The sequence below is a fragment of the Bacillus sp. AFS031507 genome (assembly GCF_002584635.1).
Lineage (GTDB): Bacteria > Bacillota > Bacilli > Bacillales > Cytobacillaceae > Neobacillus.
In genome coordinates this window covers 186,641-212,870 of record NZ_NUOW01000012.1, presented here as the reverse complement: position 1 = coordinate 212,870, position 26,230 = coordinate 186,641, and the positions used below count along the sequence as shown (strand labels likewise).

Here is a 26,230-nt window from a genome sequence, read left to right as displayed (position 1 = left end):
TTCCACTAAGTATTAAATTCATAATTGCAGTGTAACATGTATATAAATTTTTTCCTAAAGCGACGCACTTTATTAGCGATGAAAATTATAATTAGAAGGAGTTATTATGACAGATAGACACTTAATTGCATTAGATTTAGATGGGACATTATTAAAAGATGATAAAACGATATCATTAAAAACACACGGAATTATTAAAAAAGCAAGAGAACAAGGTCATATCGTTATGATTGCAACAGGAAGGCCTTATCGTTCCAGTGAGATGTACTATCGGGAATTGGATTTAGACACACCGATTGTCAATTTCAATGGAGCATTTATGCATCACCCTCGAAAACCTGATTGGGGATTTTATCATGAACCTCTTGATATAAAGGTGGCAAAAGAAATTGTGGAAGCGTGCAGAAGTTTCCACTTCCATAATATAATTGCCGAAGTGATCGATGATGTTTACTTCCATTATCACGATGAAAAGCTGTTAGATATTTTCAACTTTGGCAATCCAAAAATCACTACGGGAGATCTGGCAAATTATTTAAATGATTCACCCACGAGTTTATTAATTCATACAGAGGAGGATCAATTAAAGATAATTCGCGAACACTTATCGGCCGTCCATGCAGAAGTTATCGATCATCGCAGTTGGGCCGCTCCATGGCATGTGGTTGAAATTATAAAGGTTGGCTTAAGTAAGGCTGTGGGGTTAAAAAAGGCTTCTGATTATTACGGTATTCCCGCTGAGAGAATTATTGCGTTTGGCGATGAAGACAACGACCTTGAAATGCTTGAATTTGCTGGGCATGGGATTGCCATGGGAAATGCAATCGACAAAGCGAAAAATATTGCTAATGACGTCACTTTAAGTAACGAAGAAGATGGTGTTGCTCAATATTTGGCAGATTTGTTAAATATAAAATATTAACACTCATTTCACCATTGTTTACCTAAATGAACCTCCCCCTTTTGGTACATACTATTTTTTGAGGCAGCGTTGCTGTTTCAATATGAGCTATGAGCATATTGGAGGGATTCGAATGGGTAAACGAAACAAATCAAAACGCTTTGTCCAGCAAGGAGTGGATACGGTCAGTAAGCATGCTGAACGTATTCCTTATCACATGACTTACGCTGAAGCGGAAGCTCAGAAGATGTCCAATGTGCAAGAATCCTCGCTTGGAGGAATTTAACATGGGAAACCAATTGTTCCAAGAAGCACGAAGATTTGTTGAAATGGCGAAGTCTGCCGACCCAGCTGATCTTGATTCTGCTGTCGCGAAAGCTAAAAATGCATTAAGTTCTGCTTATGCAAATTCGACTGTAACAGAACAAGCGCAGCTCCAACAAATGCAACAAGAGCTTGAACAGATGACTTAAAAAGAAAAGCGGAGGCACCTACGGGCGCTTCCGCTTTTCTTTTTATTCCTTACGAAAAAATCCATAGATATTGGTTGTTTGAATGATATTTGTAAAGGCATTGGGATCCACTTCCTTAAGGATCCTTTCCAAATCAAAGAGCTCATAGCGTGTAATAACAACCATCAGCATTTCTCTTGCTTCGTTTGAGAACGCACCTTTTGCTGGTAGAATCGTGATTCCTCTTACAAGTTTTTCTTGTATTGCTTTTTTCATGACATCAGCCTTTTTGGTAATAATTATTGCAGTGAGTTTTGCATGTCTAGTATGAATGGCGTCAATCACTCTTGTCGAAGTATATAAAGTGACAAGTGTATAAAGGGCTTTCTCCCAGCCATACAAAAATCCTGCTGTTATAATAATCACTCCATTTATAACCAACATATAGGGTCCAATCGGCTTGTCTTTCATTCTCGATAAAACCATTGCAATGATATCTACTCCGCCTGTTGAAGCTCCCCATTTTAACGTAATCCCGACGCCAACAGCCTGGATGACACCACCAAAAACAGCATTTAGAAGAATATCATTCGAAACTTGTTTAATAGGAATTAGTATTAAAAACAACGAGGATAGAGCAACACTTATAAAGCTATAGACGGTAAAGGATTTCCCTACCTTTTTCCAGCCTAAAATGGCCACAGGAATATTCAGCAATAATAATAAGAACCCTAGTGAAACATGGATAGGAGTATAGTCACTTAACACCTTTGAAAGTAGTTGTGCTATTCCAGTAAATCCACTTGAATAAATATTTGCCGGTACTAAAAATAAATTCATCGCTAACGCACCTAACAATGAGCCCGCTGCCACCACTGCCAGTTTTTGCGCCTGGAGCCATATCATTTCAATTTCCCCCTTTTTATATGATTGTCAGTCCATTAATACTTTTGTGGTGATTGCTAATTGTATTTTTATGGTGAAACCGATAAACTGAAACTATAAATTAGCCTGAAAGCAGGTGAGCTTCATGCAGGTAAGAATACTAGCTGATAGCGCATGCGATTTACCAAAAAGTTTTTATGAAGAGAATCATGTTACTTTATTTCCTTTAAAAGTCGAGATTAATGGCAAAGAATTTGAAGATGTAAAAACAATTGATCCAAACACCGTCTATGAGGCAATCCGTAATGGCGTTGTTCCAAAAACCTCTCAAGTCTCCCCACTTCTGTTTGAGGAAGTATTTACCGAAATGGCAGAAAAAGATGAAGATGGGATATACATAGCTTTTTCTTCAGCATTATCTGGTACATATTCAACCGCTGTTATGATTCTTGACCAAGTGAAGGAAAAATATCCAAATTTTAAGTTAACAATTGTCGATACAAAATGTGCATCGCTTGGATTTGGTCTTGTGGTTAAAGAAGCAGCATCACTCGCCATGAAAAGTGTCGATAAAGAAACAATCTTAGAAGATGTTGTTTTTAGAAGCCAACACATGGAACATCTTTTTACTGTTGAAGATTTAGATTATTTAGCAAAGGGTGGCCGAGTATCAAAAGCATCTGCCTTCCTCGGCGGATTATTGAACATTAAGCCAATCTTAAATGTGGAAGCCGGAAAACTTGTTCCAATTGAAAAAATCCGTGGGAAGAAAAAAATGATGCGCCGTATCATCGAAATTATGAAGGAACGCGGGGCAAATATGGAAGACCAGGTGATTGGGATTAGCCAAGCCGATTGTGAAGAAACCACATTAGAAATGAAAGTAATGATTGAAGAAGAATTCCATCCAAAAGAGGTATTCATTTCTTCCATTGGCTCTGCCGTTGGGTCACATACAGGTGCAGGAACAATCGCCATTTTCTTCTTAAATCAATTACCATCTTAATAAAAAAATGAGTGAGGTGCGCACCTCACTCATTTTTCATTACTCTATTTATGGTCTGTCTGCTTGGAGTATTGATTTTTTCCAGCTTGACGATTTTTTTCGCGCATCATATTCTTTTCATGGCGAAGGGCATTGTTGTCTTTTGCTTTTTTATCGTTGTCTGATGTATGTGGCATATCCTTACCCCTTTCAAATAGATTCACTTTAGTTTCTGTCAATTTGAAAAGAGTATGTAAAAACACATTAATCTTTCTTTACATATGTCCAGTTGCCCTCTTGGTATACCCTGCCCTCTTTCATAAGCTTACCAAGGGCCCGCTTGAAGGCACCTTTGCTCAAATCGAAGCGATCTTTTATATCTTCAGGCATGCTTTTATCGTTATAGGGCATGGCTCCATTTCTGCTCATTAGATATTCATATATCCGTTCCGCATCTAGATCCTGCGATTCCTCTTTCCTTGCTAGTAAAGAAACATTAATTGTTCCATCTTCCTTAACGTCAATAATCCTTCCCTCAACCTTTTCACCTATACGGGGCTCTTCTGGTCTTTGTGATTCATGAATGAAACCTTTGAACCCTTCTATTGTAAAGATCCAGCTGCCTACTTTAGCTGTACGATAAATATGTCCCTGCACATTTTTATTGAAATTTTCTCTTGTTGCTTTTACGGAAATAGACTCAATTATTTGGTCACTGGCAAGCTTCGCGTAAAGAAGGTAATTGCTGCTTAGCTTTAAAGTTATGTAGACTAAATCTCCTGGCATTGGCCATACTGTCTTATGCACAGGCAAATCATCGATTCCTAACAAAATATCCTTTGGAAGTCCTATATTGATAAAGACGCCAATTCTGGGATTTATGTCCGTTACTTTAACCCAAGCATATCGTCCAATCGCAACCTCAGGAATAGTGGTTGATGCAGAGATTCGACCTTCTGAATCAACATAAAGAAACACTTCAACCTGATCCTCTTCTTCTAATTCTTGATTGGCTTGATTTATATGCAGCAAAACATCTTCATTACCGTCTGTTAAAAAATAGCCAAAGGATGCTTTACGGGCGACTGTTAATGTGGTTGTTTGACCAATAAGTTCATTTAAAGACATATATAACTCCTTCTTTCTTTTTCGGAGAATTTTCCTAAGCGGTTGTTACAACTGCTATATTTTACTATAATGTACCCATAAAGGGAAACTTTAGCAGGCTGGGTTTCACATATCGTTATAAAATGGAGGTTTTGTTATGTCAAAAGATAGCTCATTTGATATTGTATCTCAAGTAGACTTATCTGAAGTTTCAAATGCGATTGCCCAAACCATGAAGGAAATTGGCACTCGCTATGATTTTAAAGGCAGTAAAAGTGAAGTCTCACTTGATAAGGAAAAAGAAGAGCTTGTTCTTATTTCAGATGATGAATATAAAATGGACCAGCTTAAAGATGTTTTATTTAGCAAATTGATGAAACGAAGCGTTCCCGTTAGAAATCTTGACTATGGGAAAGTCGAAAAAGCATCAGGCGGAACTGTTCGCCAAAGAGCCAAGCTTGTTCAAGGTATTGATAAAGAAAATGCCAAAAAAATCAATACAATTATTAAAAATAGTGGCGTCAAGGTAAAAAGTCAGGTACAGGACGACCAAGTTCGTGTTAGCGGTAAAAACCGCGATGATTTACAAAAAATAATCTCCCTCGTGCGCGAAGCGGACTTAACTGTAGATGTCCAGTTTATTAATTATCGGTAAAACAAAACGGCGGAAGGATTTAAAATCCTTTCGCTTTTTATTATCTTTATTTTTCATAATTTAACCCATTTAACTAAAACTAATTGTGAGTAAACACTTGGAGGTTTTAGTAAATGAGCAACAATCAAAATAAACAAAAGAATATCTTTCCACCTCAGCATCAGAACCATCAACCTGGTATAGAAAGTGAAATGAATCCTCGGCCTATTTCAGTTGATCCTAATTATAAGCCTGGAGGAAAATTAGCAGGGAAGACAGCGATTATTACCGGAGGCGACAGTGGTATTGGGAAATCTGTTGCTATTTATTTTGCCAAAGAAGGGGCAGATATTGCTATTGTCTATTTAGAAGAGCATCAAGATGCAGAAGAAACTAAACAAATGATTGAAGCCGAGGGCCGAAGATGTCTTCTTTATTCGGGTGACATTGGCAATGAAGATTTTTGTAAGGAGATTGTAAATAAGATTCATTCTGAGTTTGGCCGATTAGATATACTCGTCAACAATGCAGCGGAACAACATCCGCAAAAAAGCTTATTGTCTATTACTTCGGATCAATTGGAAAAAACGTTCCGAACGAATATTTTCTCCTTTTTTTATATGACTAAAATGGTGCTGCCTTTTTTAAAACAAGGGGCATCCATCATTAATACTGCCTCGATTACTGCTTACAAGGGAAATGAACAATTATTGGACTATTCAGCTACAAAAGGTGCGGTTGTTACCTTTACCCGCTCTTTAGCGATGTCTCTTGCACCTCAAGGGATTCGTGTTAATGGTGTGGCTCCAGGTCCCATTTGGACACCACTCATTCCATCGACTTTCCCTGCAGACCAGGTTGCAGCTTTCGGATCAACTACCCCAATGGGGAGAGCCGGACAACCATTTGAATTGGCCGCAAGCTATGTTTTCCTAGCTTCAGATGACTCCTCCTATGTAAGCGGGCAAATGATTCATGTAAATGGCGGAGAAATTATCAATGGATAGAAAAGCGGAGGCGCCCGTTTAGCGGCGTATGGACTGGAACGCTTTAACTGAGATAAAGGAAACACGGAGAGCGTTAGCGCATTCATGCTTGACTTATCGTAGGGAAAAGAGCGAAGTCCACTAGACGCTGGGCGCCGGAGCTAGACAGTTATCTAAGTTCAAATACTTATACTTTTTTATCTTTTAAAAAAATGTCGGGGATTTCCCCGACATTTTATCTTCTTCGTTTCCTTATTTTATAAAGAAATAAGAAACACAATAGGTATACAACGACTACACTAGCAATTAATGAGAATTTGATGCCACTTTTCTCAGCTAAAATATATACCTCAGAATTATCCCGATCAAGGATGATCATGTATTTATTATCTTCACTTTTAACTTTATCTCCTGCCAACAGGCCCCGCAGCTCTTTTCCACCTTCAATTTGCCTATTTGTTAAAGTAACACTTTGGGATTTACTCGAATTATTGATGGCAATTATTGACGTTTCACCTTTATAAACTCGTTTATAAACTGCCATTCCCTTTTGATCATAGAGCATTTCCATTGTCCCTCTTGTTAGCGACGGAAGCTGATTTCTTAATTCACTCACCTTGGTAATATAATCAATCAGTTCCTTTTCCGCTCGAAAGCTCATTTGCCCACGGTTATCCGGGATTTCTCCCCCATTTAAAGCAATTTCACTTCCATAATAAAAGAAGGGGATTCCAGGCGTCGTATAAAGATAAACCAATGCAGTTTTCCAGCGTGAGCCAGGGAATTGTTTCTTTGCCACAATATCACTCGTAAATCTTGACGTATATTCGTTATCCATAAAATTTGCCCTTAATAAGGCGTTCTGACCATTATCAGCATCCGAATAAAGTGTGCTGAAAGATTGATCCGTACCTGCAAACGTTTTTCTTAACTTTTCACTATACGAGTAATCAACTACACTATCTATACCGGCACTTTCATACTCTTTCAGATTAGTTGAGGTATTTTTTGACATGACTCCCAACAGAAAGAAATCCTTTTTTTCTTTCTTAACTTCAGTTGAAAAATCTGTCCAAAAGCTTACTGGAACATAATTTACTTCAGGTAGACTAAGCCCATCAATATCTGTTTTATTAATCCACCATTTTGCTGCATCAATTAAGTATTTTTTTACTTCAGGGTTGTCCTGATTAAGGTCAGGCAGGCCATCCGACCAGCCCATTTCAAGCTCCTTCTGATTTTCATTTCCAGCTAGGGTATCCTTTTTTTTATGAAACCAGTCCTGCTTATTAGTATCACTTAACCATGGATGTTCCGCAGCTACATTATTCGTCACAAAATCCATGATAACCTTCATCTTTCGCTTATGCGCTTCTTTTACAAGCGTTTGGAAAGTCTTAATTGTGCCAAAATGCTCGTCCACTTTGTAAAAATCAGTCACCCAAAAACCATGGTAGCCATTCTTCGCATTGTCAACTATCGGAGATAGTCGAATCGAAGTAAATCCCATATCATGGATGTAATCCAATTTATCAATAATACCTTGGATATCACCACCGTTATATGCTAATGGGTCTTTGGCATTAACATCGATGTCATTTTTTCTATCCCCGTCGTTAAAACGATCTACCATGATAGAATAAACGGATTCATCCTGCCACAAACGTTCTTCCTTTTCAACAGCAGCATTTGCAGGAATTGATGAATTTAGTAATAATAGCATTAAAATCAGTGTAATTTTTTTCATAAAGTTATATCCTCCTCTAAAAAAAAGAAGAGGATATCCTCTTCCCTACACCATTTTAATCTAATCAAGTCCTTATTCCAAATATTAATTCTTCGTTTTATCGGAAATTCATTTTTAATTTACTATGTTAATATTGTAATCCTTAAACCATGTGTGGAGCTGCACAAGATATGCTAATAACTGTGGTCCTGTCATCAACTGCCCAAACCAAGGTTCTTGAAATGAATTACCACCAGACTTGACGATACTCTCAAGCTGTTCTTTATTAAAAAATTCATGCAATGCTGAGGATTTATCTTGTAATATATTTTCCACCAGTTTTTGAACGGCAATGGTATAGGCAGGATTATGTGTTTTTGGATAAGGGCTTTTTTTCCGGTACAATACTTCCTCTGGTAATATACCTTCAAAGGCTTTTCTAAGAATCCCTTTTTCCCTGCCTCGATACATTTTCATGTCCCATGGGATATTCCATACATATTCGACAAGACGGTGATCAGCGAAGGGAACTCTGACTTCCAGGCTTGCGCCCATGCTCATTCGGTCTTTTCGATCAAGTAATGTCGTCATAAAATTAATCATATTAATATAAAATAATTCTCTGCGCTTAGAATCTTCCCCGCTTTCACCCTCTAGCCTCGGGGTTTCGGCGACCGCTTGATAATACTTTTCCATTACGTAGTCATTTAATTTTAATTTTTCCTGCCAATGCGATTTCAACAAATTTTGTCTTTCTGATACAGATCTCATCCACGGAAATCCTGGACGTTCTAAGTCTTGTTTTCGATGGAACCAAGGATACCCCCCGAAAATTTCATCAGCACATTCCCCTGAAAGGCTGACAACAAAATCCTGTTTAATTTCTTTACAAAACCATAGTAACGATGAATCCACATCAGCCATCCCTGGAAGATCTCTGACATGTGTAGCTTCCACCAAATCATTGACTAATTGCTTTTGAGTAATAATTTTGTTATGGTGCTTTGTATTAAATTTATCCGTTATCATTTGAATAAATTTCCCATCAGCATCCGGCTGGAATTCATTTGAAGAAAAGAATTTATCATTACCTTCATAATCGATTGAATAGGTATGGAGCTGTCCTTTGTTCTGCTCTTGGAAACCCTTTGCGGCAATGGCCGTTATGATGCTAGAATCTAGTCCGCCAGACAAAAAGGTACTTAGAGGAACATCGGAAACAAGCTGCCTTGTTACGGCATCGGTGACTAAATAACGGACCTTTTCTGCTGTTTCTTCCACATTATCCTTGTGTTGACCACTTTTTACATTCCAATATCTCCAAATTTTTAAACCATTTTTTGAAAATGTTAATGCATGGGCTGGTCTTAGTTCTTTAATCCCTTTAAATACACCAGACCCCGGTGACCTGGAAGGGCCGATTCCAAAGATCTCAGCAAGCCCCTCTTGATCAATTTCTGTTTTCACTTCTGGATGGGCTAAAATAGCCTTGAGTTCAGAGGCAAATAAAAGCCCCTTCTTGTGTTCTCTGAAAAATAATGGTTTGACTCCTAAGCGGTCACGTCCAATAAAGAGTTGTTCCTTCTTACTATCCCAGATGGCAAATGCATAAATCCCATTCAAGTAATTGACACACTCTTCCGCCCATTCTATATAGGCAGATAATAGAACTTCTGTATCAGAATGACCTTTAAATGAATATCCTTTAGTATGGAGAACTTTGCGGATATCTTCTGTATTATATAGTTCTCCGTTGTAGCAAATGGTGTAATGGAACCCGTCTTTTTGTTTGGACATTGGCTGCCTTCCCCCTTCAGGGTCAACAACAATAAGTCTCTTATGGCCAAAAGCGACATGTGTCTCAGACCAGATATTAGTCTCATCAGGTCCTCTTTTTGCCAGTGTATTGGTCATTTTTGTAAGTGTACCCGCTTCGTTCTTAATTGATTTATCATAATCAATCCAGCCTGTAATACCACACATTTCCTATCACACTCCTCAATAACAGAACTACTGTACATGAATTCATGTTTTTATAGTATTCAGCCCATAGGAAATGGTTAATTGTCCATATAGAAAAGCGGAAGTGCAATGAAGCAACAAACAGTTAAATGATTTAAAAGATAATACTTTATCTTTCAGTTATAAAATTTCATGAAGATGTCTAAAAAGAATATGATAGCATCTGGCACGGAGGTTAATAATGAATCGACAACAACGAATGAGACTTTACGATTTTCAGGAAAGAGCATACACAGAAGGAACTGTTGAACAAATTAATGAACAATGGATTTTTTTTGATGAGGAAACAGAGGAAGCTGAAATGTTAGATGATTACCTTCAGCAAGAAATAGAAGTCTTCCGAATGAATCGTTGGAAGAAAGGTAAATTGTATGAAACAGGAAAGGTCCGAATTGGAAACGAATCAACGATGCTTCGTAACCATGATTTAGTAAGAATTAGGAAACATTTAATTTATTCGCTTGAGAGGCTTTTAGATGGGATCAATGATGATGCTTTTTTTCAATTTGTGACCACTTTAAACTCCTTAAACTTTTCTATTTACGATTGCATCTATTGTTACAACCATTTATCCTTCTTATCGGATGAAAACCGCAAGGATGGAGTTAATTTTCTGGTTTTCGATAATCAGGAGCAAATTTGTAATGTCCAGCACCACTTTTGTTACTTTGAAAAAGTTAATGATCGATTTGAATTTACATTAAATACCGGAAAACGATTAGTAATCGAAAAAATGATCTCATAAGAAAAAGGCATGGGCACCGCCCACGCCTTTTTCATTTGGAAACAATTTAGTTCCCGATGTATTTTGAATAAAGCAATTTTGCTTGGACCACATCATTTGTCCCATGGATCAATACACGTGCATCTTTAAACACGACAATAGAAATATCTTCTTCAGGTGTAAAACGGATTAAGTAGTCATTCCCTGATACTTTACCACTTTTCTTAAGATTCGCAGCCACCTTTTTTACATCTAGTTCGCGTTTATTTCTTGGATTGATTTGGATTGTATTACGCCCACAAAGTGTCGTATAGGCGACCTGGAGTTCCGAGGATCGATCTAAAAAATCAAATTGATGATTTACACATGTCGGGCAATTTGGATTTCTACCCTCTGAAATATCCATTTGCATGGTGGTATAATCCCAAATATCAATTTGTTCTAGATTAGGTGTAGTTTTTTCATCAACTAATATTTTCATTGCTTCCATGGCTTGAAAGGAACCGATAATATCCGTTAATGGTGACAATACTCCGACTGTATCACATGTTTCCCCCGTCCCAGATGGGACATGCGGAAAGAGACAGCGGTAGCAGGGTGTGATTCCGGGTTTTATCGTGGTAAACATGCCCCTTGAACTTACAGCAGCACCATGAACCCAAGGGATTCCGAACTTAACGGCCACATCATTGATTAAAAATCGTGTCATAAAATTATCAGTACCATCAACGATACAATTAAATTCCTTTAATAATTCTTCTGCATTATCTAGATTTAAATCGGCAATTACAGCGTCGACTGTAATAGTAGAATTAATTTTATTTAATCTTTTTTTTGCAGCAATTACCTTTGGGAGCTGTAATTTTGCATCCTCTTCATCAAAAAGTGTCTGCCGCTGCAAATTTGATAGTTCAACCAAATCCCTATCAATTAACCTTATATAGCCAACCCCTGAACGAACCAGATGGTTTGCGATTACCGTGCCAAGTGCACCAACCCCGACAATTGCCACTTTACTATTTTGCAATTTCATTTGTCCTGACTCGCCAATCTGTTGAAAAAGAATCTGTCTTGAATAGCGTCCTAAATCACTCATGATCCACCTCTTTCCTAAGATAAAATGTAACCATGCTCCGCAAAAGGAAAAGTTATATTACTATTATCTTACCAAATTATGCTCGATTGTCTTTTATAAATATTTTAATTTTAAAAATAATGGAAAAAAGATATAATTAATAATGGGTTTTAGTATAATTTGGGAGGAATCTCTAATAACAATATCTAATATTATAAGAGATTAGTATATATTTTTTTAATATGGGAATGAGGGGGAAAAACTTTGAATCTAGGCGGTTTTAAAAACAAAGAAGTATTAGTCGACTTAACAAATGGTGTGGTTGATTACAGAGGAATCAACGAAGATGATGCAGTTAAGTACATAGGTGGTCGTGGCCTAGGGGTTAAGTATGTTTTAGATAACGGCCCTGAAGTCGAGCCATTATCTGCAGAAAACATCATTTGTATTATGACAGGCCCTGTCACAGGCTCACGTTCTTCGATGAGCGGACGGCTTTGTGTTGTTACTAAATCTCCGCTGACTGGTACGGTAACGGATTCACACATCGGCGGGTGGACTGCAGCGCGGCTCAAATGGGCAGGTGTGGATAATATTATTTTTTCAGGAAAAAGTGACAAGCCTGTATACCTATTTATTGAAGAAGGTAAAGCAGAGCTTCGTGACGCTTCAAACCTTTGGGGAACAAGCACACGTGCCTTTATTCAAGCAATGAAAGACGAACACGGTGAAGAAGACCTAAGTGTTATGACGATTGGTCAAGCAGGTGAAAACACCGTCCGCTTTGCTGCATTTATTAATGAGCATGACCGTGCTGCAGGCCGTGGTGGTACAGCTGCTGTTGCGGGCTATAAAAAATTAAAAGCAATTGTTATCAAAGCTGCTCAAAAAGGCAATATGCCACAACCAAAATTAGATTCCGATTACAAAGATGCCAATAAAAAAGCTGTAAAGGCGATCCTTGATGGCGGCTTAACGGCACCTAATAAAGGCGGATTATCCGTATATGGAACAAATGTATTAACCAACTTGATCAATGAAGTGGGAGCGCTTCCAACAAAGAACTCCCAATTAACACACTGGGATGAAGCTGAGAAACACAGTGGTGAATATTACAACACTAATTTACGTGTTGCTAACAAGACATGCCATGCCTGCCCGGTTGGTTGTAAAATTGAGGTAGAAGTAAAAGATGGTAAATATAAAACACGTGTAGAGAGCATCGAATTCGAATCCGCTTGGTCACTTGGATCAAACTGTTTATTAAGTGATGCAGAAGCGATTTCATATATGATCGACCGCTGTAATGAATATGGTCTTGATACAATTGAACTTGGACATTGTTTCTCCGTTACTATGGAAGCTTTTGAAAAAGGGATTATTAATCAGGAATTAATCTGGGGCGACGCTGATTCTATGATTGAATTAACCAAAAAAATCGCTTACCGTGAAGGATTTGGCGGCGTACTTGCTGAAGGGCCTGCACGTGCAACAGCACTTTGGGGTGCACCTGAATTATCAATGTCTGTTAAAGGCCAATCCATCCCTGCCTATGATCCTCGCGGCATTCAAGGTATTGGACTTGGTTATGCTACAAGTAACCGCGGTGCATGTCACCTTCGTGGATACACTGTAGCCAGTGAAATTGCCGGTATTCCTGAACCAACTGACCGATTAAAGCCAGAAGGAAAAGGCGAATTACTAAAAGTATTCCAAGATATGCTTGCATTCTCAGATTCTATGAATATTTGTAAGTTCTCATCCTTCTCAGAAAACGCAGAGCATTATGCAGAGCAATATAGTTCAATGACTGGAGTTCAACTAACAGCTGAGGATGTTATGAAGGCTGGGGAAAGAATCTATAATCTTGAACGTTATTACAACAATCTTGCAGGCTTTAATAAACGTGAAGATGACTTCCTTCCAAAACGTTTTACAGAAGAACCAGCGTCTGGAAACAGTGCGGGCCATGTAAGCCGGATGGATATCATGCTAGAAGAATATTATCAAGTTCGCGGCTGGAAAGACGGCCTCGTTACAGATGAAAAGCTTCGTGAATTAGGAATTATCGATCCTGAAGTAAAACAAAGTGTCTAAGAATTAATTTAGAAAGCTTCTGCACAAGTACAGAAGCTTTTTTTCAATGCGTAAGTTTTTGAACTTAGATAACTTGCTTGCGCAAGCTCCTAAACCGGCGCTAATGCTATTCTTAATTAACCGCCAATTCTTGTTGTTTTATAGCGGTAATTTTTGATTAACACATCTAGAGCATGATCGTCCTTTGCACAAAATCGAACTTGGACGGTATTCACCTTAAAACTTGAAGTAAAAGAAATTTCCTTTTCCGAAAGTATTTGTCCCTTCCAGTTATCCGCCTCATAGACGTATGGAAACATATCTGTCCTCTGTAAAGCTCCAAGTTCTTCAAAATACAGACCAAGATGTTCAATTCTAATACCACGAAACTCTAATTCTCTGATAACCATATCAGCCACCTGCAACAGGCGGAAAAAGAGCAAATTGATCCTTTTCTTCTACTTTTGTCTGAAGGTCATCAAGGTGGATGATATTTCTTCCGTTTACATAGACATGAACAAATGGAAGCAGTTCCTTTTCAGTTGTAAAGATTTCATCTTTTAATAGTGGAAACATTTCTATCATTTTATCAAGTACATCTATTACCCGTTCACCATCAGGCTGAACGTCTACCGTTACCCCACCACATATTTGCCGGAGATTAGCAAACACTTTTACGAGCATATGGATCCTCTCCTCTCTACTAATTTCAATATTAAGACCAAACTAAGCAGTTGTCACGATGTTTATCATTTTTGCAAATATAAAAAGACTGCCGAAATTCTCGGCAGCCTTTACTAGTTACATTAGGTTTTATGGGTGTAAAAATGACATTGGTAATTTTGCAAAGCCTAGGTATAATACAAGCACCCATGCAATGATAAACTGAATCCAGAATACAGAAGTTCTTCTGTCATTAGCCACACGGCCAAGGATCATTTCAAATAATCCGATTATCCATAGACCTACAACCGCTTTTAAAATATACCACACATCAATTCTGTAAACCGAAAACAGAAGTCCTACACCTGTTGCTATTATAACTAAGTATAATACTCGTAAGATCATTTGTAGAATTTTAAATCCTTTTGCTTTTCCACTTTTATGTAAGGAAAGTGCAATGAAAAATAAAATTAAAGCTAAAACCCATGCAGTGATATGACCGTGAATCAATATAGTACCTCCTAATGAATGAAATTCATTTATTTCGACCTTATCATACCATAAATCTTTGATAAAAACGAAAAAAGTAAGTCAATCTAGTAACAAACATGGATATGTTACCCTACTATTTTGAGGTGTTAAACGAATGCCTATTGCTTAATGGTATTTTTAAGTGTTCCGATTTTTTCAATGGTGACTTCCATCTGATCGCCAGAGGATAAAAATTTAGGAGGCTTAAACCCTTTTCCCACCCCTGCTGGTGTACCGGTCGCAATAATATCGCCTGGTTCAAGTGTCATCCCGGCCGAAAGAACGGAGATAACCTCCTCAATCGGAAAAATAAAATTCTTTGTATTTGAACTCTGTCTTACTTCCCCATTTACAATTGTTTCTATATTTAAATGGTTGGGATTTTCTATCACGCTTTTATGGACAATCCAGGGTCCCATTGGACAGGTAGTATCCAAGCTTTTACCAATGAAAAATTGCTTGTGTCTTGATTGTAAGTCTCGTGCGGTCACATCATTCAGAATGGTATAACCAAAAATGTAGTCGAGAGCCTCTTCTTTTTTTATCGCCCTTCCCTTTTTACCGATGATGACAGCTAACTCACCTTCATAATCAAGTTGATTCGTTACATCTTGATGGTTTAGCACTGTTTCATTCGGTCCAATAACAGTTGTTGGGGCTTTCGTAAAGACCATTACATGTTCCGGGATATCTGCTTCACTACCCATTTCAATCGCATGCTCTTCATAATTTTTTCCTACACAGAAAATATTCTTGTTTGGTCTTGGAATAGGAGCAAGCAAGGTGACTTCATCCAATGAGACATATAAAGATGCAGCATGCGCACCACTAATTACCCAATCATGCAAACCTTGGACTTGTTCGATAAAACTTTCTCCTAAATCGATACATTCCTGCAATGAAGATGGGAAACTTCTCTTCCCTGTCCTTACTTCTTCAGCAGGATTTAGTAAAAGGACTTTTGATTCATCTGAGTCTACTAAACCAACAAACGTTTCATGATTATGTTTGACTGTTACAAATTTCATCGGTTTCACCTCAATTTATAGTAATTACACTTTATATATTAAAAGAAACAGATGAACCGAACAAATATAAAGAATCAAAAATGTCCGATCCCTAATTAAAAGGGAATCAGCCCTTAACTATTTTTAAAAGTATCGATAAATTGGATGATTGCCGGTCCTAACAAAACGATAAATAAACTTGGAAATATGAAAAGAACTAACGGAAAGAGCATTTTGATTGGTGCTTTCATAGCCGTCTCTTCCGCCCGTTGCTTTCTCTGTTCTCTGACTTCATTGGATTGAACTCGGAGCACTCGAACCATGCCGATTCCTAATTTTTCAGCTTGTAAAACATTACTGATAAACGCTCTAACAATATCTACATCAAGCCTATCTCTAATACCTGCTAATGCTTCCCTTCTGGTTTTCCCAAGCCGAATTTCTTCCAAACAACGATGAAATTCGTAAGCGAGGACCCCCTCTTTTTTTGAGATAACCTTCGACACTGCGGCATCAAATCCAAGTCCTGCTTCAAGACTTACTGTTAAAAGGTCCAATATATCAGGAAATTCCCTTAAGGCATGACGACTTCTCGCCTTTGTTTTCTTCTTTAAATATTGGTGAGGTGCAATGAAACCAAGAAGAAACCCTGCCAATATAAAGAGGACAATGGCCCCAGTTCCAGCATTTAACAGTGCTCCATATCCTCCAAATATAAGCGGAAGAACAACTATTGATACGATCTGAACAATCCGAAAATCAACAGCAGTCATACCAAAAGGATTTCCAGCCAGTTGAAGCTTTTGATCTATTTTTGCTTCTTTTTCCCCTGGCATTCTCTTTTTAAAGCTTTTTTTAAAATCAAGAAATAAGGGTTTAATAAATCTTACAAAAAACGATTGTTGTTTTTCACTCTCTTCTACTTCCAAGGGATTGGATTGTTCATTTAGTAAGAAGAAATTTACTCTCTCTTTTACATTGTCCTTTTTTTCAAACCTAATCAAATAAATCCCATAAATGCTCAAGCCTCTGTTTCCAATTTATTTGGGCGAATCAATCACATTACCTGCGCCCATACATAGGATGTAGAAGATACTATGAAAAAAGGGTGTTGAAAATGCCAGCGATTGTTGGAGTTGCACAGGTCATTACACTTGGCAGCAGTTCTGTTTTCCATATTGGAGATGTTTATAAAATTATGCCATTTTCTACTGCAAAAACCTTTTCCGGTGCTGGTTCCTTTAACACAGGGGATAGCTTACAGCTCCATAATAATGTTAGTTCCACAAATACCCATGATTCAGATGTTTACGATCAAGGAATTGCACTTAATGCTTAATGAATGGGTGATTTTCAAATGAATTTTTATATCCAGCAGACCATTCAAATTAATTTCATTAAAATTGGCGGGATTACCAATTCCTCAGTCTTACAAATAGGCAGTGCTGGAATTATCAAACCTACATCTCATTTATATAATACCGGTGGCTTTACACAACCAGCACCACAAACGCTTCAACCTTCAGGCGCATCATTAGGGGCACCATCAGTACCATTACAAGCCGCCGTTAGAAAGCAGGATATGTCAGCCTCCCAAGCAAACGAAACTTGATAAACCATTGGTGAAATAATTGTGAGGTGATTACATGTATCAGGATTATTCCCAATATCTTCAATGGCTGCAGATGTGTATTCAAGCACAGGAGCAGAGAATCCTAGCTTTAGAGAACGCTCTCCAAAAAATGAAAGAAGATATGAAAAAATTAAATGATAAAAAGGCTATCCATGTTGACAAAATTGAATATAAATTTGATCAATTGAAAGTTGAGACGCTTGAAGGCACATTAAACATAGGGCTGAACCCATCCGAATTAGCAGGAATCGAAGACTTCGCAGTACAAAATCAATCCTTATCCACACCAATATCACCCAAACATCAAATGCAAAGATCAATGAAAATTGAGGAAGCTATTTACAGATATTTAGAAACGGATCTACCTCAATTAGTAGAAAATGCCCAAAGGGAATTAACCGTTCAACCGAATGATGAATATTTATCGTTCATAAAACAAGACATCATTAAACAACTTCCTGGCAGAATTGAACAACATTTAAACACCCATTCCGCTAGTAGCCGCTCCTTTGAAAATGCCCCTTCCGACGATTTAATTATTGAAGGATTAAAAAAGGAGATTCAAAATGGGGTAATGGTTTTTTTCAGCAATTTACCTGAAAATTTGAAAGGAATGAAAACAGAATGAACTTTGAGGTTTATAACCGAGAACTCTTTGTCGAAAATATAAAAATCACTGGGGTAGCAAGTTCATCGTTAGTCATGGTAGGAGATACGGAAACGATACAGTTGGCCTCAACTTTTGATACCCCTGCAGAATCGTTAATCATAGGTCCGTTTGTTCCCCTATCAAGTGAGTGACCTTCATGCTGCAGAGGACTTCTTGTGTAGACACAATAAATATAAAAATAGCCTCTTTTTCCTCTACGGTACAGCTAGGAGATTCCTGTATAATCAATGGACTTTCTAGAGCGCTCGCTGTCCAAAGGGAAACCGATGTATTTTATGGAAATGAAGGGAATTTATCCCCTTACCGAGTCTATTCTGAACCTATTCCTTTTCAACCTATCGATGAACCTTTTTCATACGCCCGCCAAAATCCCAACCCACTAATTAGGGTAGGTAAAATAGATATTATCGGGATATCTTCAGCTTCCATTTTACACGTTGGGAACAGCCGCCATGTTTCCATGGAGACTAGAATTAAGCATATTCGACAGTTACTTCCTATTCCTAGAAAAGAAGAAGAAGTAGAAGTACAGGGACAAAGATAAAAGCATAAGTTACGTTAAGGGAAAATGCCGGGAATATACTAAAAAAGGATGTTTGTCATGCCAGCGATTATTGGTCCTGTCCAAATCGTTCACGTAAGTGGAGGTATAGTGCAATTTGGCGATACCGTATATATCTCTCCAAAGAGCACCTCAAAGACAAATGCTGGTTCAGGTGCATTTAATACTGGTGGATTAATCGTATCGAATTCCGGATTAAGTGGAACCAATGTTCTTGATACCAATTTAATTGACCAGCCAATTGTCGGGAATAATTAAAAAATGACATAAACCATCCTAAATGGTCTATGTCATTTTTTGTTCGTTTAATCCTTTTCAACTTTCAAAATATGTGCTCCATCAAAGAAAAACAAGTACCTTTCTGTGACCTTTCTTTTCCATATTTGTTCAATTGCTCTTGTATATAAGTTAATTTGCATCTTGTAACGGTCTTCAAGTATGGACTTTGCTTGGTCAAACCCACCTTTATACCTGTCGGAAATTTGATCCGTTTTATAATCGACCAAAATAAGACCGTTTTCATCCTCAAAGACACAGTCAATGATCCCTTGCACAAAAACAGATTCTTCTTCATCCTTCCAGGTGGGGTACACATCACGAGCAGGCATGGAAAGGGTAAAGGGAACCTCTCTGTTGATTGCTTTTGCGTTAAAATATCTAATCCCTAAATCTGAATGAAAGAATTGAACAATTAAATTTTTGTCAATGACTTCTGCTTGGTCTGGGGTTAACAATTCGTTGTTTACCATCCATGTTAACTGTTCCTGGAGAGATTCTTGACTAACTGAATTGGTTAAATCTACGTGCTGCATAACCATATGCATGGCAGATCCCCGTTCAGCTGGACTTAATTGCTTTTCCTGCATAAATTTCGGGCGTTTAACTATCGACTTTTTATAGTGATTCACATGGTTCACAAGGTCCGTCCCACTTTGTTCATCTGCCATTTCTCTTTGGCGTTTCATTTCAGAAACGGATTGCTTGGAGCGATGGGCTGCGGCACTTGAGAAGGAATACTCCCAGTCTAAGCGTAACTTAATTTCTTCATCAAATGGCGACGTGGCTGGGACATGTTCCCCTTTTTGGACCATTTCAAGAAATTGGTCTTCATTCTTCCCGATTTCTAATTCCGTCTTCTTGATTTCTTCTGCACTTATTAGAGAAATTTTCCATGAAGAAGGATGACTTGTAATTTCCTCAGGAACAAGGGCATTTCCCGTACTACTAAGCCTTAGTTCATTGGCTTCCTGATGGCGAACAAGCGCTGGTCCAATCCAGTCAATATAGCTTGAAACTGCTGCCCGCTCATAATCCTTAAACAACCATTCTGTATGGGAGGAAACTTCATTCCATTGGTCGATTTTTTTTTGCGCATCTTTAAGCGTAGCCGTTAAATAAAGTTTTTCTTTCGCCCTTGTCATCGCCACATATAACACGCGCATTTCTTCCGCGAGCATCTCCATTTTCTTTTTTCGCTTAAAAGCAATTTGCGGTAAGGATGGGTAAGAAATCCTTTTTTCCGCATTTACATACTTAGATGCAAATCCGTATTCTTTATCGAGCATATATGGTTTCCGAACATCGGCCATATTAAAAGTCCGTGCCATTCCCGCCATGAATACAACGGGAAATTCAAGTCCTTTACTACTATGGATGGTCATAATCCGGACAACGTCTTCTTGCTCACCAAGTGCCCTTGCTGCACCAAGATCGTCCCCTCTTTCAATCATTCTCTCGATAAAACGAAGAAACCTGAACAGTCCACGGAACGATGTTTGTTCGTACTGTCTAGCTCTGTCATATAATGCCCGTAAATTAGCTTGGCGCTGTTTTCCCCCTGGTAAACCGCCGACAAAGTCATAAAACTGGGTATCACGGTAGAGCTGCCAAATTAACTCAGACAACGAACCCTGTCTTGCCACCTCGCGCCACTCTTCTAGAAAGTCATAAAAGCGGCGCAGCTTTTCGTAAAATTCGGCCGTATTTTTGGCTTCTTTACTCTTGCAAAAAGCGGTAACAGCCTCCCAAAAGGAACCTCGCTTCTGATGAATGCGGATGATTGATAGTTCTTCTTCGTTCAACCCAACGATGGGTGAGCGTAAAACAGCTGCAAGCGGTATGTCTTGGAAGGGATTATCAATAACTCGTAGTAATGAAATCATAATTGCCACTTCGGTTGCATTAAAATACCCTGTTGAAAGATTAGCATAAATAGGAATCCCTTGTTGCTTAAACTCTTCGATAATTTGCGGAGCCCAAGTCATTGAACGGAGCAGGATGACCGTATCCCGATACATAAGTGGCCGATTGGATTTCGTTTTTGTAGTATATACGGGTGCTCCACTTGCAACTAGTTCTTTTATTTTAGAAGCAATTATCCTCGCTTCGAGTTGGGATTGTTCAAGACCGATAGCATCAAATTCTTCTAGTTCTGACACCTCTGTCTCGCCTTCCGTTACAGGCGACTCATTATCCTGTGCATTTTGATCAATAAGCAAAAGTTCTACCGGATAGGGCTCATCGTCTGGATACGGTGCGCCAGCACGCAATTCTGCCGCCTCATCGTATTCGATTTCACCAACTTTAATCCCCATAATTTGTTTAAATAAATAATTGGTTGCATCGAGCACTTCTTTTCGGCTTCGGAAATTTCTTGCTAGATCAATACGTAGTCCCGTAGTATCTCCATCGGCTTTAAAGCGATTATACTTGCCTAAGAAAAGGTTCGGTTCAGCCAAACGAAAGCGATAAATCGACTGCTTAACATCTCCGACCATAAACATATTACCATTTAACTCATCCTTTTTAGTTACAAGCTTTAGGATCGTTTCCTGGACCATATTTGTGTCTTGATATTCATCGCAATAGACCTCTTTAAAATGCCTTTGGTAAGCGAGTGCCGCCTCGGATGGAAGAAATTCTCCCTCTGCTGAGATTTCCTTTGTCAAAATTGCTAGGCAGTAATGCTCTAAATCTGCATAGTCTACAAGCCCTTTTTCTCTTTTTACCTTTTCAAACCGCAGAGAAAATTCTTTGACAATATGAACTAGCGTTTCTATTAACGGCCGTATCTCATCCATATCACGTAAAAAGCTTTCAGGCTTTCGCGTAAATAGCTCTTCTTTGATATCTTGGATTTTTTTCTTCGCTTTTTCTCGGAGTTTTTGGGCCTTTTCTGTCAGCTCTTTATCATAGTGGTCACCTTTCACTTGCTTTGCCCGTGAAAAAGACCAGGTCTGCATTGCTTGATATAGAGTTTCCCATGAGTCCTGCTTGGCAAGAAGAAGAGTATCAATCATCTTTAAATCATCTAAAAAGTTTTCAGCTCTCGGTGCCGGTCCGCCAGGGAGCTTTGTTACTTCTAATCCCCGCTTAATCATTTCTCTGGAAGCTTCTAGTTGCAACTCAATATCAAAAAGAAGTGCCTGAATAAAGGAGAGTTCGGCTAGATTATTAATAGCTGAAACATCATACATACGAATGATTGACTTTAAATATTGGTCCGGTAAGGGATTAGAGCGTGCAAAATCGTATATCGATCGAACAATATCCATTAATGCGGCATCACTTCGATCACTTGTGAATGAATCGACCAAGTTGAAGAATGCCTCATTATCTTTTTTCCCGTATTCTTCTTCAAACAACTCGTCCATCACTTCATCTCGGATTAATTGTGCCTCTGTTTCATCGGCAATTCGAAATCCGGGATCGACATCGATTAAGTAATAATACTTTCGAATCACTTCCATACAAAAGGAATGAAGTGTTGAAATCGATGCTTTATTTAATAAGCTCAGTTGCTTTCTTAAATGGCGCGACCACGGGTCTTCATCAATGGCTTTTTCTAACGCTTCCCCAATCCGATGGCGCATCTCTGCAGCTGATGCGTTCGTAAAGGTCACCACCAATAATTCATCGACATCCATCGGGTCTTCTTTTGCGAGAATTTTTTGGATCATTCTTTCCACTAGGACTGCAGTTTTTCCCGAACCTGCTGCTGCAGCAACTAGGATGTCTCGATCCTTTGCCATAATTGCTTTCCATTGGTCGTCTGTCCATGTCACGTCTTCTGGCTTAGGCGGTATGACGAAATTGTTCAAGATTGACGTACCTCCTTCCTAATTAGTTCTAAAACATCTTCCTTCGAGTGGGGTGTGAGAACCCGGAATTGATTCGTTTCAATTGATTCATCAAATTGACATACTGATTTATAAGAACAAAATGTACAAGGTGTTTTGTCCTTTAATTTATAAGGAGCAATGTCTATTTGACCATCAATAATGGCGTTACCTGTTCTCTGATACAAATTCCGGACATACGTTTTCAGATCGTCAAATTCCGATAAACTAGCAACCTTGGATTTTTTGGATAAATTTCCATCCTTTTTTATTCCTGCGGCAATAATATGTGAATCACCTGATTCAAGTGTTTGGTCCATAAGCCGGATCACATTTTGATCGCTTAACATTAATCCATTCATCTTAAACTTTTTCATCATTTCCTTTTCAATTTCATCAATCGTTAGCATTTTAGTTGTATTAATGAATGGATTATGAACGTGAAAATAGAGGACACCTGCAGGACTAGCTTTCATCTCAACCAATTCATTCGAATGGGTCATGACAATATCAAGGTAGGTTAACATTTGCAGAGCAAGTCCATAATATACTTCACTAAAATTGACATCCTTTTCACTTGATTTATAATCAATCACTCGTAAAAAGACGCTGTCGTCTTCTGCTTTTGCCTGATCGACTCTGTCAATTCTTCCGGCCAATTCCATTCTCTTTCCATTTTTCAGTGAAAATGTTAGTGGCGGCAGTTTTCCATTGGGTCCAAAGCCTAATTCCAAACCAATCGGTGAGAATCCACTTACTTTTGCATGCTCACTTAACACGACAGAAGCTCGTGTAATAATTTGCTCCAATTTCCGTTTAATATAATGATGGCGCTCTGAGCTTAACAATATTTCGTTTTGCAATTTAGGGGCTAATGACTTGACCGCTTCCTTAGAAAGGTTTTCACATTGTTTCCTCGACAGCTCGGCCCAAGAAAGATTTTGTTCATTAACAATATCTGCAATCTGCTTTAATGCCGCATGAAACAGCTCCCCAATATCCGGAGCCTCCAAACGAAACACTTGCCGGTCACGAAGCTTTAGTCCATGCTGAACGAAATGAGAAAATGCGCAGGAGTTATATAATTCCATTCTAGAAACACTGGCTTGAATGGCCTCACCATATAATTCATCCGCTGAATCTTTAGAGAGCTGTACGGCTGAATTTGTATAAAAAAGGCTTGAAAACACTTTCTGAGCTTTGCCCTTTCCCGAACTTCCAAGGTAATAGTTATATACATCCCACCATAAATTTGAAATGGGGTACCCTCGCTTTTTCCATTGAAGCTGCGCATTAAGGAAAGATAACGTCGTTGTAAAATTTGAAATAAAGCCTAGTTGACTGGGCTCCGAAACTTGTGATGGGTCTGTCAAATAAAATAGCTCATTAGCATCAGGAAACATATCTTTTATTCTCTTAATATACGAAGATGGAATTAACGCTTTTCCTTCATCATTCGCAAGTGGATAACTAACATAAAGGGCTTCTGATGGTGCTGTAAAAGCTTTATAAGCAAGAAAATTTTCATCCAGCAAACGTGTCCGGCTGCTTGGTGCGATTTTAACACCTGTTGCTAGGAGCATTTCCCTGTCTTCATCAGAGAGGATTCCTTCATCAGATATTTTTGCAGGCAAAATTCCTTCATTGACGCCAACTACGAATTCTACTTTGATTTCATTTAGCCTTGATTTTTCTAAATCCCCAATCAGTACCTGATCAAGTGCCGGCGGAATAAGTGAAAAATGTAAGGATTCGAATCCTGACTCTAAAACAGCAGTAAACGCCTTTAATGTGACTTGCTCTTCCCCTAGAATTTCAACATATTGGTCCAGGAGATCAATCACAGCATTCCATACTTGTTCATGCTCCCGCATTTTTACAAGATTACCTTTTTCTTCGGCAGCTGCTTTCCATTTTTCAAGCTTTGTTGGGACATCCAATTCCTCTAGCAGCAAATAGATGGCTTCACAAAACTTTCTGCCTGAATCCGCTTTTTTCAAACGTCTTGATAACCGTAGAATGGGTGCAGTTACCATAAGCTTTAATTCATTTAACTCTTGTTCCATTTCTTTTTCTAGATCTGTTTGCGAGTTTACCTCTAATTCCAGTCCTCGAATGCGTCGATAGCTCCAACGCTCTTTTTTCGTCCATTTACTTCCGTTAATTCCGTAAGCTAAACAATAATTCTCTAGTTTATCCATTTTCTCACGCATTTTTGCCGGCTTTTCTTGTAGTGGATATAGCAATTCTGTCTTGATCACTCTGAACACCGGCTCATAGCGCCAGTAGGAATTAATGACTTCAAGGCTTGAGCGAATGAATTCGATCAATGGATGGTTCAGCATCGTTCTTTTTTGGTCAATAAAATAGGGAATCTGATAATCGTCGAAAACTGGCTCAACAATCTCATGATAGTCCCCGCCATTTCGAATTAATAAAGCGATATCCCGGTACCGGTATCCCTTTGTCCTGACTAATTGGCGAATCTCTCTTGCAATCCCTTCAATCTCAGCTCTACGGTTTACGGCTTGGCAAATATTAATTTTTGTCTCACCAACATATGATACTGCAGGCCGGGCATCAAATTTTTCTTCAAAATGACTTAAAGACGGCTCTGTCCATTTTCTTTGTTCTTTTAGAACAACAGACTGCTCGATTTCAATACCATTAGCTTTAGCTAAATCATAGAGAGAATAACTAGTCTCACCTGATAAGCGAAACAGATCAAGCTCGTCCGGTGGAGAATCAATCGAGAGGTGATCAGTCGTCAATGCAATTGAAACGTTTTTACAATGTTTCATCAATTCGATCATTACTTGATATTCCTGCGGTGAAAAACTATAAAAACCATCAATATATATTTCTGCATCTTTTAAATATGAAGAGAAGGATACTTTCTCGGATAGGAGTTGAAAGTAATCCTCCGAATCGATATATTTACCAAAAACTTCGTCCTCAAACTTTTTATAGATCATTTCTAAATCTTGTAGTTTATCATTTAACGCATTGGAATCTTCATTCGATAAGGATGAGCCTTGAATTAGCTCCTCTGGCGTAATACAGTAACGTTTAAATTCTGTTATCATTTGCTCAAGCTTCTGGATAAAACCATTCTTATCTGCAGCTCGCTGAAAAAGCTTTAGTTGTTCCTTTTGCTCATCGATGATTTTGCGTATTAACATACTTATCCCTACACTACTTAAATGTGTTCGGCTAATCCCGCCTGTTTCTTGCAAGATACGCCACGCCAAGCGGGAAAAACTATAAACTTGGGCACGAATCATTCCGCTAATTGCCGGGTCAGTTGCCAAGCGATATTCAGATAAAAACGTCATCTGTTCTGGAACGATATAAATGATCGGTGTCCCATCTGGGTTTTCCACAAGCCGCCCCTTTATTTCATCAAGGAACATAGCTGTTTTTCCGCTTCCTGACCGACCGATTACCATTCTTAATGACATGTAAAAACCTCG

At 38.5% G+C, this 26,230-nt stretch carries 27 protein-coding genes; 14 read left to right on the top strand and 13 right to left on the bottom strand.

The annotated features are described in order from the left end of the window. Window positions 1–106: 106 nt before the first annotated feature. From COE25_RS12330 to COE25_RS12325, 3 genes are all read left to right on the top strand, one after another. Window positions 107–922, top strand: a complete 816-nt coding sequence (locus tag COE25_RS12330; protein WP_088086047.1) for a Cof-type HAD-IIB family hydrolase — start codon at window positions 107–109, stop codon at window positions 920–922. A gap of 112 nt (window positions 923–1,034) precedes the next feature. Next, complete coding sequence (locus tag COE25_RS30725) at window positions 1,035–1,187, top strand: hypothetical protein (RefSeq protein WP_168242474.1); 153 nt, start codon at window positions 1,035–1,037, stop codon at window positions 1,185–1,187. A gap of 1 nt (window position 1,188) precedes the next feature. Beyond that, on the top strand, window positions 1,189–1,374 hold the full coding sequence (locus tag COE25_RS12325) for a DUF3813 domain-containing protein (RefSeq protein WP_098932855.1): 186 nt from the start codon (window positions 1,189–1,191) through the stop codon (window positions 1,372–1,374). 42 nt (window positions 1,375–1,416) lie between these two features. Here the strand turns inward: COE25_RS12325 and COE25_RS12320 are convergent, their stop codons facing one another. Continuing rightward, window positions 1,417–2,259, bottom strand: coding sequence for a YitT family protein (locus tag COE25_RS12320; RefSeq protein WP_098932854.1), 843 nt, complete (start codon window positions 2,257–2,259; stop codon window positions 1,417–1,419). Window positions 2,260–2,383: 124 nt separating this feature from the next. Here COE25_RS12320 and COE25_RS12315 point away from each other — a divergent pair, with 124 nt between their 5' ends. Continuing rightward, a complete protein-coding gene (locus COE25_RS12315) occupies window positions 2,384–3,244 on the top strand; it encodes a DegV family protein (protein WP_098932853.1) in 861 nt (286 codons plus the stop codon). A gap of 44 nt (window positions 3,245–3,288) precedes the next feature. On the opposite strand, the gene COE25_RS12310 is transcribed toward COE25_RS12315, so the two are convergent. Continuing rightward, window positions 3,289–3,420 (bottom strand): DUF3941 domain-containing protein, encoded by a 132-nt coding sequence (locus COE25_RS12310; RefSeq protein WP_024028473.1) that lies wholly within the window; start codon window positions 3,418–3,420, stop codon window positions 3,289–3,291. Between the two features lie 67 nt (window positions 3,421–3,487). Then, on the bottom strand, window positions 3,488–4,351 hold the full coding sequence (locus tag COE25_RS12305) for a CvfB family protein (protein ID WP_098932852.1): 864 nt from the start codon (window positions 4,349–4,351) through the stop codon (window positions 3,488–3,490). Window positions 4,352–4,487: 136 nt separating this feature from the next. On the opposite strand from COE25_RS12305, the gene COE25_RS12300 reads away from it, so the two are divergent. Together COE25_RS12300 and COE25_RS12295 are read left to right on the top strand one after the other, a co-directional pair. After that, entirely contained in the window at window positions 4,488–4,985 is a 498-nt protein-coding gene (locus COE25_RS12300) for a YajQ family cyclic di-GMP-binding protein (protein WP_088086042.1), read from the top strand. 113 nt (window positions 4,986–5,098) lie between these two features. Beyond that, window positions 5,099–5,971: an SDR family oxidoreductase gene (locus COE25_RS12295; RefSeq protein ID WP_098932851.1), complete on the top strand. Its 873-nt coding sequence runs from the start codon at window positions 5,099–5,101 to the stop codon at window positions 5,969–5,971. 214 nt (window positions 5,972–6,185) lie between these two features. Here the strand turns inward: COE25_RS12295 and COE25_RS12290 are convergent, their stop codons facing one another. Then, on the bottom strand, window positions 6,186–7,697 hold the full coding sequence (locus COE25_RS12290) for an alpha-amylase family glycosyl hydrolase (protein ID WP_098932850.1): 1,512 nt from the start codon (window positions 7,695–7,697) through the stop codon (window positions 6,186–6,188). Between the two features lie 114 nt (window positions 7,698–7,811). Then, complete coding sequence (asnB, locus tag COE25_RS12285) at window positions 7,812–9,659, bottom strand: asparagine synthase (glutamine-hydrolyzing) (protein WP_098932849.1); 1,848 nt, start codon at window positions 9,657–9,659, stop codon at window positions 7,812–7,814. Window positions 9,660–9,879: 220 nt separating this feature from the next. On the opposite strand from asnB, the gene COE25_RS12280 reads away from it, so the two are divergent. Beyond that, the gene (locus COE25_RS12280; RefSeq protein ID WP_088086038.1) at window positions 9,880–10,443 is read left to right on the top strand and encodes a DUF2777 domain-containing protein; all 564 of its coding nucleotides are present in this window, start codon (window positions 9,880–9,882) and stop codon (window positions 10,441–10,443) included. A 46-nt stretch (window positions 10,444–10,489) separates the two neighbouring features. On the opposite strand, the gene COE25_RS12275 is transcribed toward COE25_RS12280, so the two are convergent. Next, the gene (locus COE25_RS12275; protein WP_098932848.1) at window positions 10,490–11,518 is read right to left on the bottom strand and encodes a ThiF family adenylyltransferase; all 1,029 of its coding nucleotides are present in this window, start codon (window positions 11,516–11,518) and stop codon (window positions 10,490–10,492) included. Window positions 11,519–11,761: 243 nt separating this feature from the next. Between COE25_RS12275 and COE25_RS12270 the strand changes: the two genes are divergently transcribed. Next, entirely contained in the window at window positions 11,762–13,594 is a 1,833-nt protein-coding gene (locus COE25_RS12270; protein ID WP_098932847.1) for an aldehyde ferredoxin oxidoreductase family protein, read from the top strand. Window positions 13,595–13,710: 116 nt separating this feature from the next. Here the strand turns inward: COE25_RS12270 and COE25_RS12265 are convergent, their stop codons facing one another. From COE25_RS12265 to COE25_RS12245, 5 genes are all read right to left on the bottom strand, one after another. Beyond that, window positions 13,711–13,983 (bottom strand): MoaD-like domain-containing protein, encoded by a 273-nt coding sequence (locus COE25_RS12265; RefSeq protein ID WP_088086035.1) that lies wholly within the window; start codon window positions 13,981–13,983, stop codon window positions 13,711–13,713. 1 nt (window position 13,984) lies between these two features. Further along, the gene (locus COE25_RS12260) at window positions 13,985–14,257 is read right to left on the bottom strand and encodes a ubiquitin-like small modifier protein 1 (RefSeq protein WP_088086034.1); all 273 of its coding nucleotides are present in this window, start codon (window positions 14,255–14,257) and stop codon (window positions 13,985–13,987) included. Window positions 14,258–14,386: 129 nt separating this feature from the next. Continuing rightward, window positions 14,387–14,746, bottom strand: a complete 360-nt coding sequence (locus COE25_RS12255; RefSeq protein WP_088086033.1) for a YisL family protein — start codon at window positions 14,744–14,746, stop codon at window positions 14,387–14,389. Between the two features lie 140 nt (window positions 14,747–14,886). Then, a complete protein-coding gene (locus COE25_RS12250) occupies window positions 14,887–15,795 on the bottom strand; it encodes a fumarylacetoacetate hydrolase family protein (RefSeq protein ID WP_098932846.1) in 909 nt (302 codons plus the stop codon). Window positions 15,796–15,908: 113 nt separating this feature from the next. Continuing rightward, the gene (locus COE25_RS12245; protein WP_257208790.1) at window positions 15,909–16,778 is read right to left on the bottom strand and encodes a type II secretion system F family protein; all 870 of its coding nucleotides are present in this window, start codon (window positions 16,776–16,778) and stop codon (window positions 15,909–15,911) included. A 113-nt stretch (window positions 16,779–16,891) separates the two neighbouring features. Here COE25_RS12245 and COE25_RS12240 point away from each other — a divergent pair, with 113 nt between their 5' ends. From COE25_RS12240 to COE25_RS12215, 6 genes are read left to right on the top strand one after another with little or no spacing between them, the layout of a single operon-like run. Continuing rightward, window positions 16,892–17,113, top strand: coding sequence for a spore germination protein (locus COE25_RS12240; RefSeq protein ID WP_088086031.1), 222 nt, complete (start codon window positions 16,892–16,894; stop codon window positions 17,111–17,113). Window positions 17,114–17,131: 18 nt separating this feature from the next. Then, on the top strand, window positions 17,132–17,386 hold the full coding sequence (locus COE25_RS12235; protein WP_088086030.1) for a spore germination protein GerPB: 255 nt from the start codon (window positions 17,132–17,134) through the stop codon (window positions 17,384–17,386). A gap of 34 nt (window positions 17,387–17,420) precedes the next feature. Continuing rightward, window positions 17,421–18,035 carry a spore germination protein GerPC gene (gene gerPC / locus COE25_RS12230; protein ID WP_088086029.1) on the top strand — a complete coding sequence of 205 codons (615 nt, stop codon included), beginning with the start codon at window positions 17,421–17,423 and terminating at the stop codon, window positions 18,033–18,035. Next, window positions 18,032–18,208, top strand: a complete 177-nt coding sequence (locus COE25_RS12225; protein WP_098932845.1) for a spore gernimation protein GerPD — start codon at window positions 18,032–18,034, stop codon at window positions 18,206–18,208. Before gerPC ends, COE25_RS12225 begins: the two co-directional genes overlap by 4 nt. Window positions 18,209–18,213: 5 nt before the next feature. Then, entirely contained in the window at window positions 18,214–18,621 is a 408-nt protein-coding gene (locus COE25_RS12220; protein WP_098932844.1) for a spore germination protein GerPE, read from the top strand. A gap of 57 nt (window positions 18,622–18,678) precedes the next feature. Then, window positions 18,679–18,897 (top strand): spore germination protein, encoded by a 219-nt coding sequence (locus COE25_RS12215; protein ID WP_098932843.1) that lies wholly within the window; start codon window positions 18,679–18,681, stop codon window positions 18,895–18,897. Window positions 18,898–18,944: 47 nt separating this feature from the next. On the opposite strand, the gene addA is transcribed toward COE25_RS12215, so the two are convergent. Next, window positions 18,945–22,739 carry a helicase-exonuclease AddAB subunit AddA gene (gene addA, locus COE25_RS12210; protein ID WP_098932842.1) on the bottom strand — a complete coding sequence of 1,265 codons (3,795 nt, stop codon included), beginning with the start codon at window positions 22,737–22,739 and terminating at the stop codon, window positions 18,945–18,947. Beyond that, entirely contained in the window at window positions 22,736–26,218 is a 3,483-nt protein-coding gene (addB, locus tag COE25_RS12205) for a helicase-exonuclease AddAB subunit AddB (protein ID WP_098932841.1), read from the bottom strand. Before addB ends, addA begins: the two co-directional genes overlap by 4 nt. Window positions 26,219–26,230: the final 12 nt, after the last annotated feature.

What these genes read in the sequence shown, in the direction of transcription:
- COE25_RS12265 (WP_088086035.1), bottom strand. Translation starts at nt 13,983, where the DNA reads ATGGTTATCAGAGAATTAGAGTTTCGTGGTATTAGAATTGAACATCTT.
- COE25_RS12295 (WP_098932851.1), top strand. Translation starts at nt 5,099, where the DNA reads ATGAGCAACAATCAAAATAAACAAAAGAATATCTTTCCACCTCAGCAT.
- COE25_RS12240 (WP_088086031.1), top strand. Translation starts at nt 16,892, where the DNA reads ATGCCAGCGATTGTTGGAGTTGCACAGGTCATTACACTTGGCAGCAGT.
- COE25_RS12235 (WP_088086030.1), top strand. Translation starts at nt 17,132, where the DNA reads ATGAATTTTTATATCCAGCAGACCATTCAAATTAATTTCATTAAAATT.
- asnB (WP_098932849.1), bottom strand. Translation starts at nt 9,659, where the DNA reads ATGTGTGGTATTACAGGCTGGATTGATTATGATAAATCAATTAAGAAC.
- COE25_RS12215 (WP_098932843.1), top strand. Translation starts at nt 18,679, where the DNA reads ATGCCAGCGATTATTGGTCCTGTCCAAATCGTTCACGTAAGTGGAGGT.
- addB (WP_098932841.1), bottom strand. Translation starts at nt 26,218, where the DNA reads ATGTCATTAAGAATGGTAATCGGTCGGTCAGGAAGCGGAAAAACAGCT.
- COE25_RS12305 (WP_098932852.1), bottom strand. Translation starts at nt 4,351, where the DNA reads ATGTCTTTAAATGAACTTATTGGTCAAACAACCACATTAACAGTCGCC.
- COE25_RS12315 (WP_098932853.1), top strand. Translation starts at nt 2,384, where the DNA reads ATGCAGGTAAGAATACTAGCTGATAGCGCATGCGATTTACCAAAAAGT.
- COE25_RS12300 (WP_088086042.1), top strand. Translation starts at nt 4,488, where the DNA reads ATGTCAAAAGATAGCTCATTTGATATTGTATCTCAAGTAGACTTATCT.
- COE25_RS12250 (WP_098932846.1), bottom strand. Translation starts at nt 15,795, where the DNA reads ATGAAATTTGTAACAGTCAAACATAATCATGAAACGTTTGTTGGTTTA.
- COE25_RS12260 (WP_088086034.1), bottom strand. Translation starts at nt 14,257, where the DNA reads ATGCTCGTAAAAGTGTTTGCTAATCTCCGGCAAATATGTGGTGGGGTA.
- COE25_RS12310 (WP_024028473.1), bottom strand. Translation starts at nt 3,420, where the DNA reads ATGCCACATACATCAGACAACGATAAAAAAGCAAAAGACAACAATGCC.
- COE25_RS12280 (WP_088086038.1), top strand. Translation starts at nt 9,880, where the DNA reads ATGAATCGACAACAACGAATGAGACTTTACGATTTTCAGGAAAGAGCA.
- COE25_RS30725 (WP_168242474.1), top strand. Translation starts at nt 1,035, where the DNA reads ATGGGTAAACGAAACAAATCAAAACGCTTTGTCCAGCAAGGAGTGGAT.
- COE25_RS12330 (WP_088086047.1), top strand. Translation starts at nt 107, where the DNA reads ATGACAGATAGACACTTAATTGCATTAGATTTAGATGGGACATTATTA.
- COE25_RS12225 (WP_098932845.1), top strand. Translation starts at nt 18,032, where the DNA reads ATGAACTTTGAGGTTTATAACCGAGAACTCTTTGTCGAAAATATAAAA.
- COE25_RS12325 (WP_098932855.1), top strand. Translation starts at nt 1,189, where the DNA reads ATGGGAAACCAATTGTTCCAAGAAGCACGAAGATTTGTTGAAATGGCG.
- COE25_RS12275 (WP_098932848.1), bottom strand. Translation starts at nt 11,518, where the DNA reads ATGAGTGATTTAGGACGCTATTCAAGACAGATTCTTTTTCAACAGATT.
- COE25_RS12320 (WP_098932854.1), bottom strand. Translation starts at nt 2,259, where the DNA reads ATGATATGGCTCCAGGCGCAAAAACTGGCAGTGGTGGCAGCGGGCTCA.
- COE25_RS12220 (WP_098932844.1), top strand. Translation starts at nt 18,214, where the DNA reads ATGCTGCAGAGGACTTCTTGTGTAGACACAATAAATATAAAAATAGCC.
- COE25_RS12290 (WP_098932850.1), bottom strand. Translation starts at nt 7,697, where the DNA reads ATGAAAAAAATTACACTGATTTTAATGCTATTATTACTAAATTCATCA.
- gerPC (WP_088086029.1), top strand. Translation starts at nt 17,421, where the DNA reads ATGTATCAGGATTATTCCCAATATCTTCAATGGCTGCAGATGTGTATT.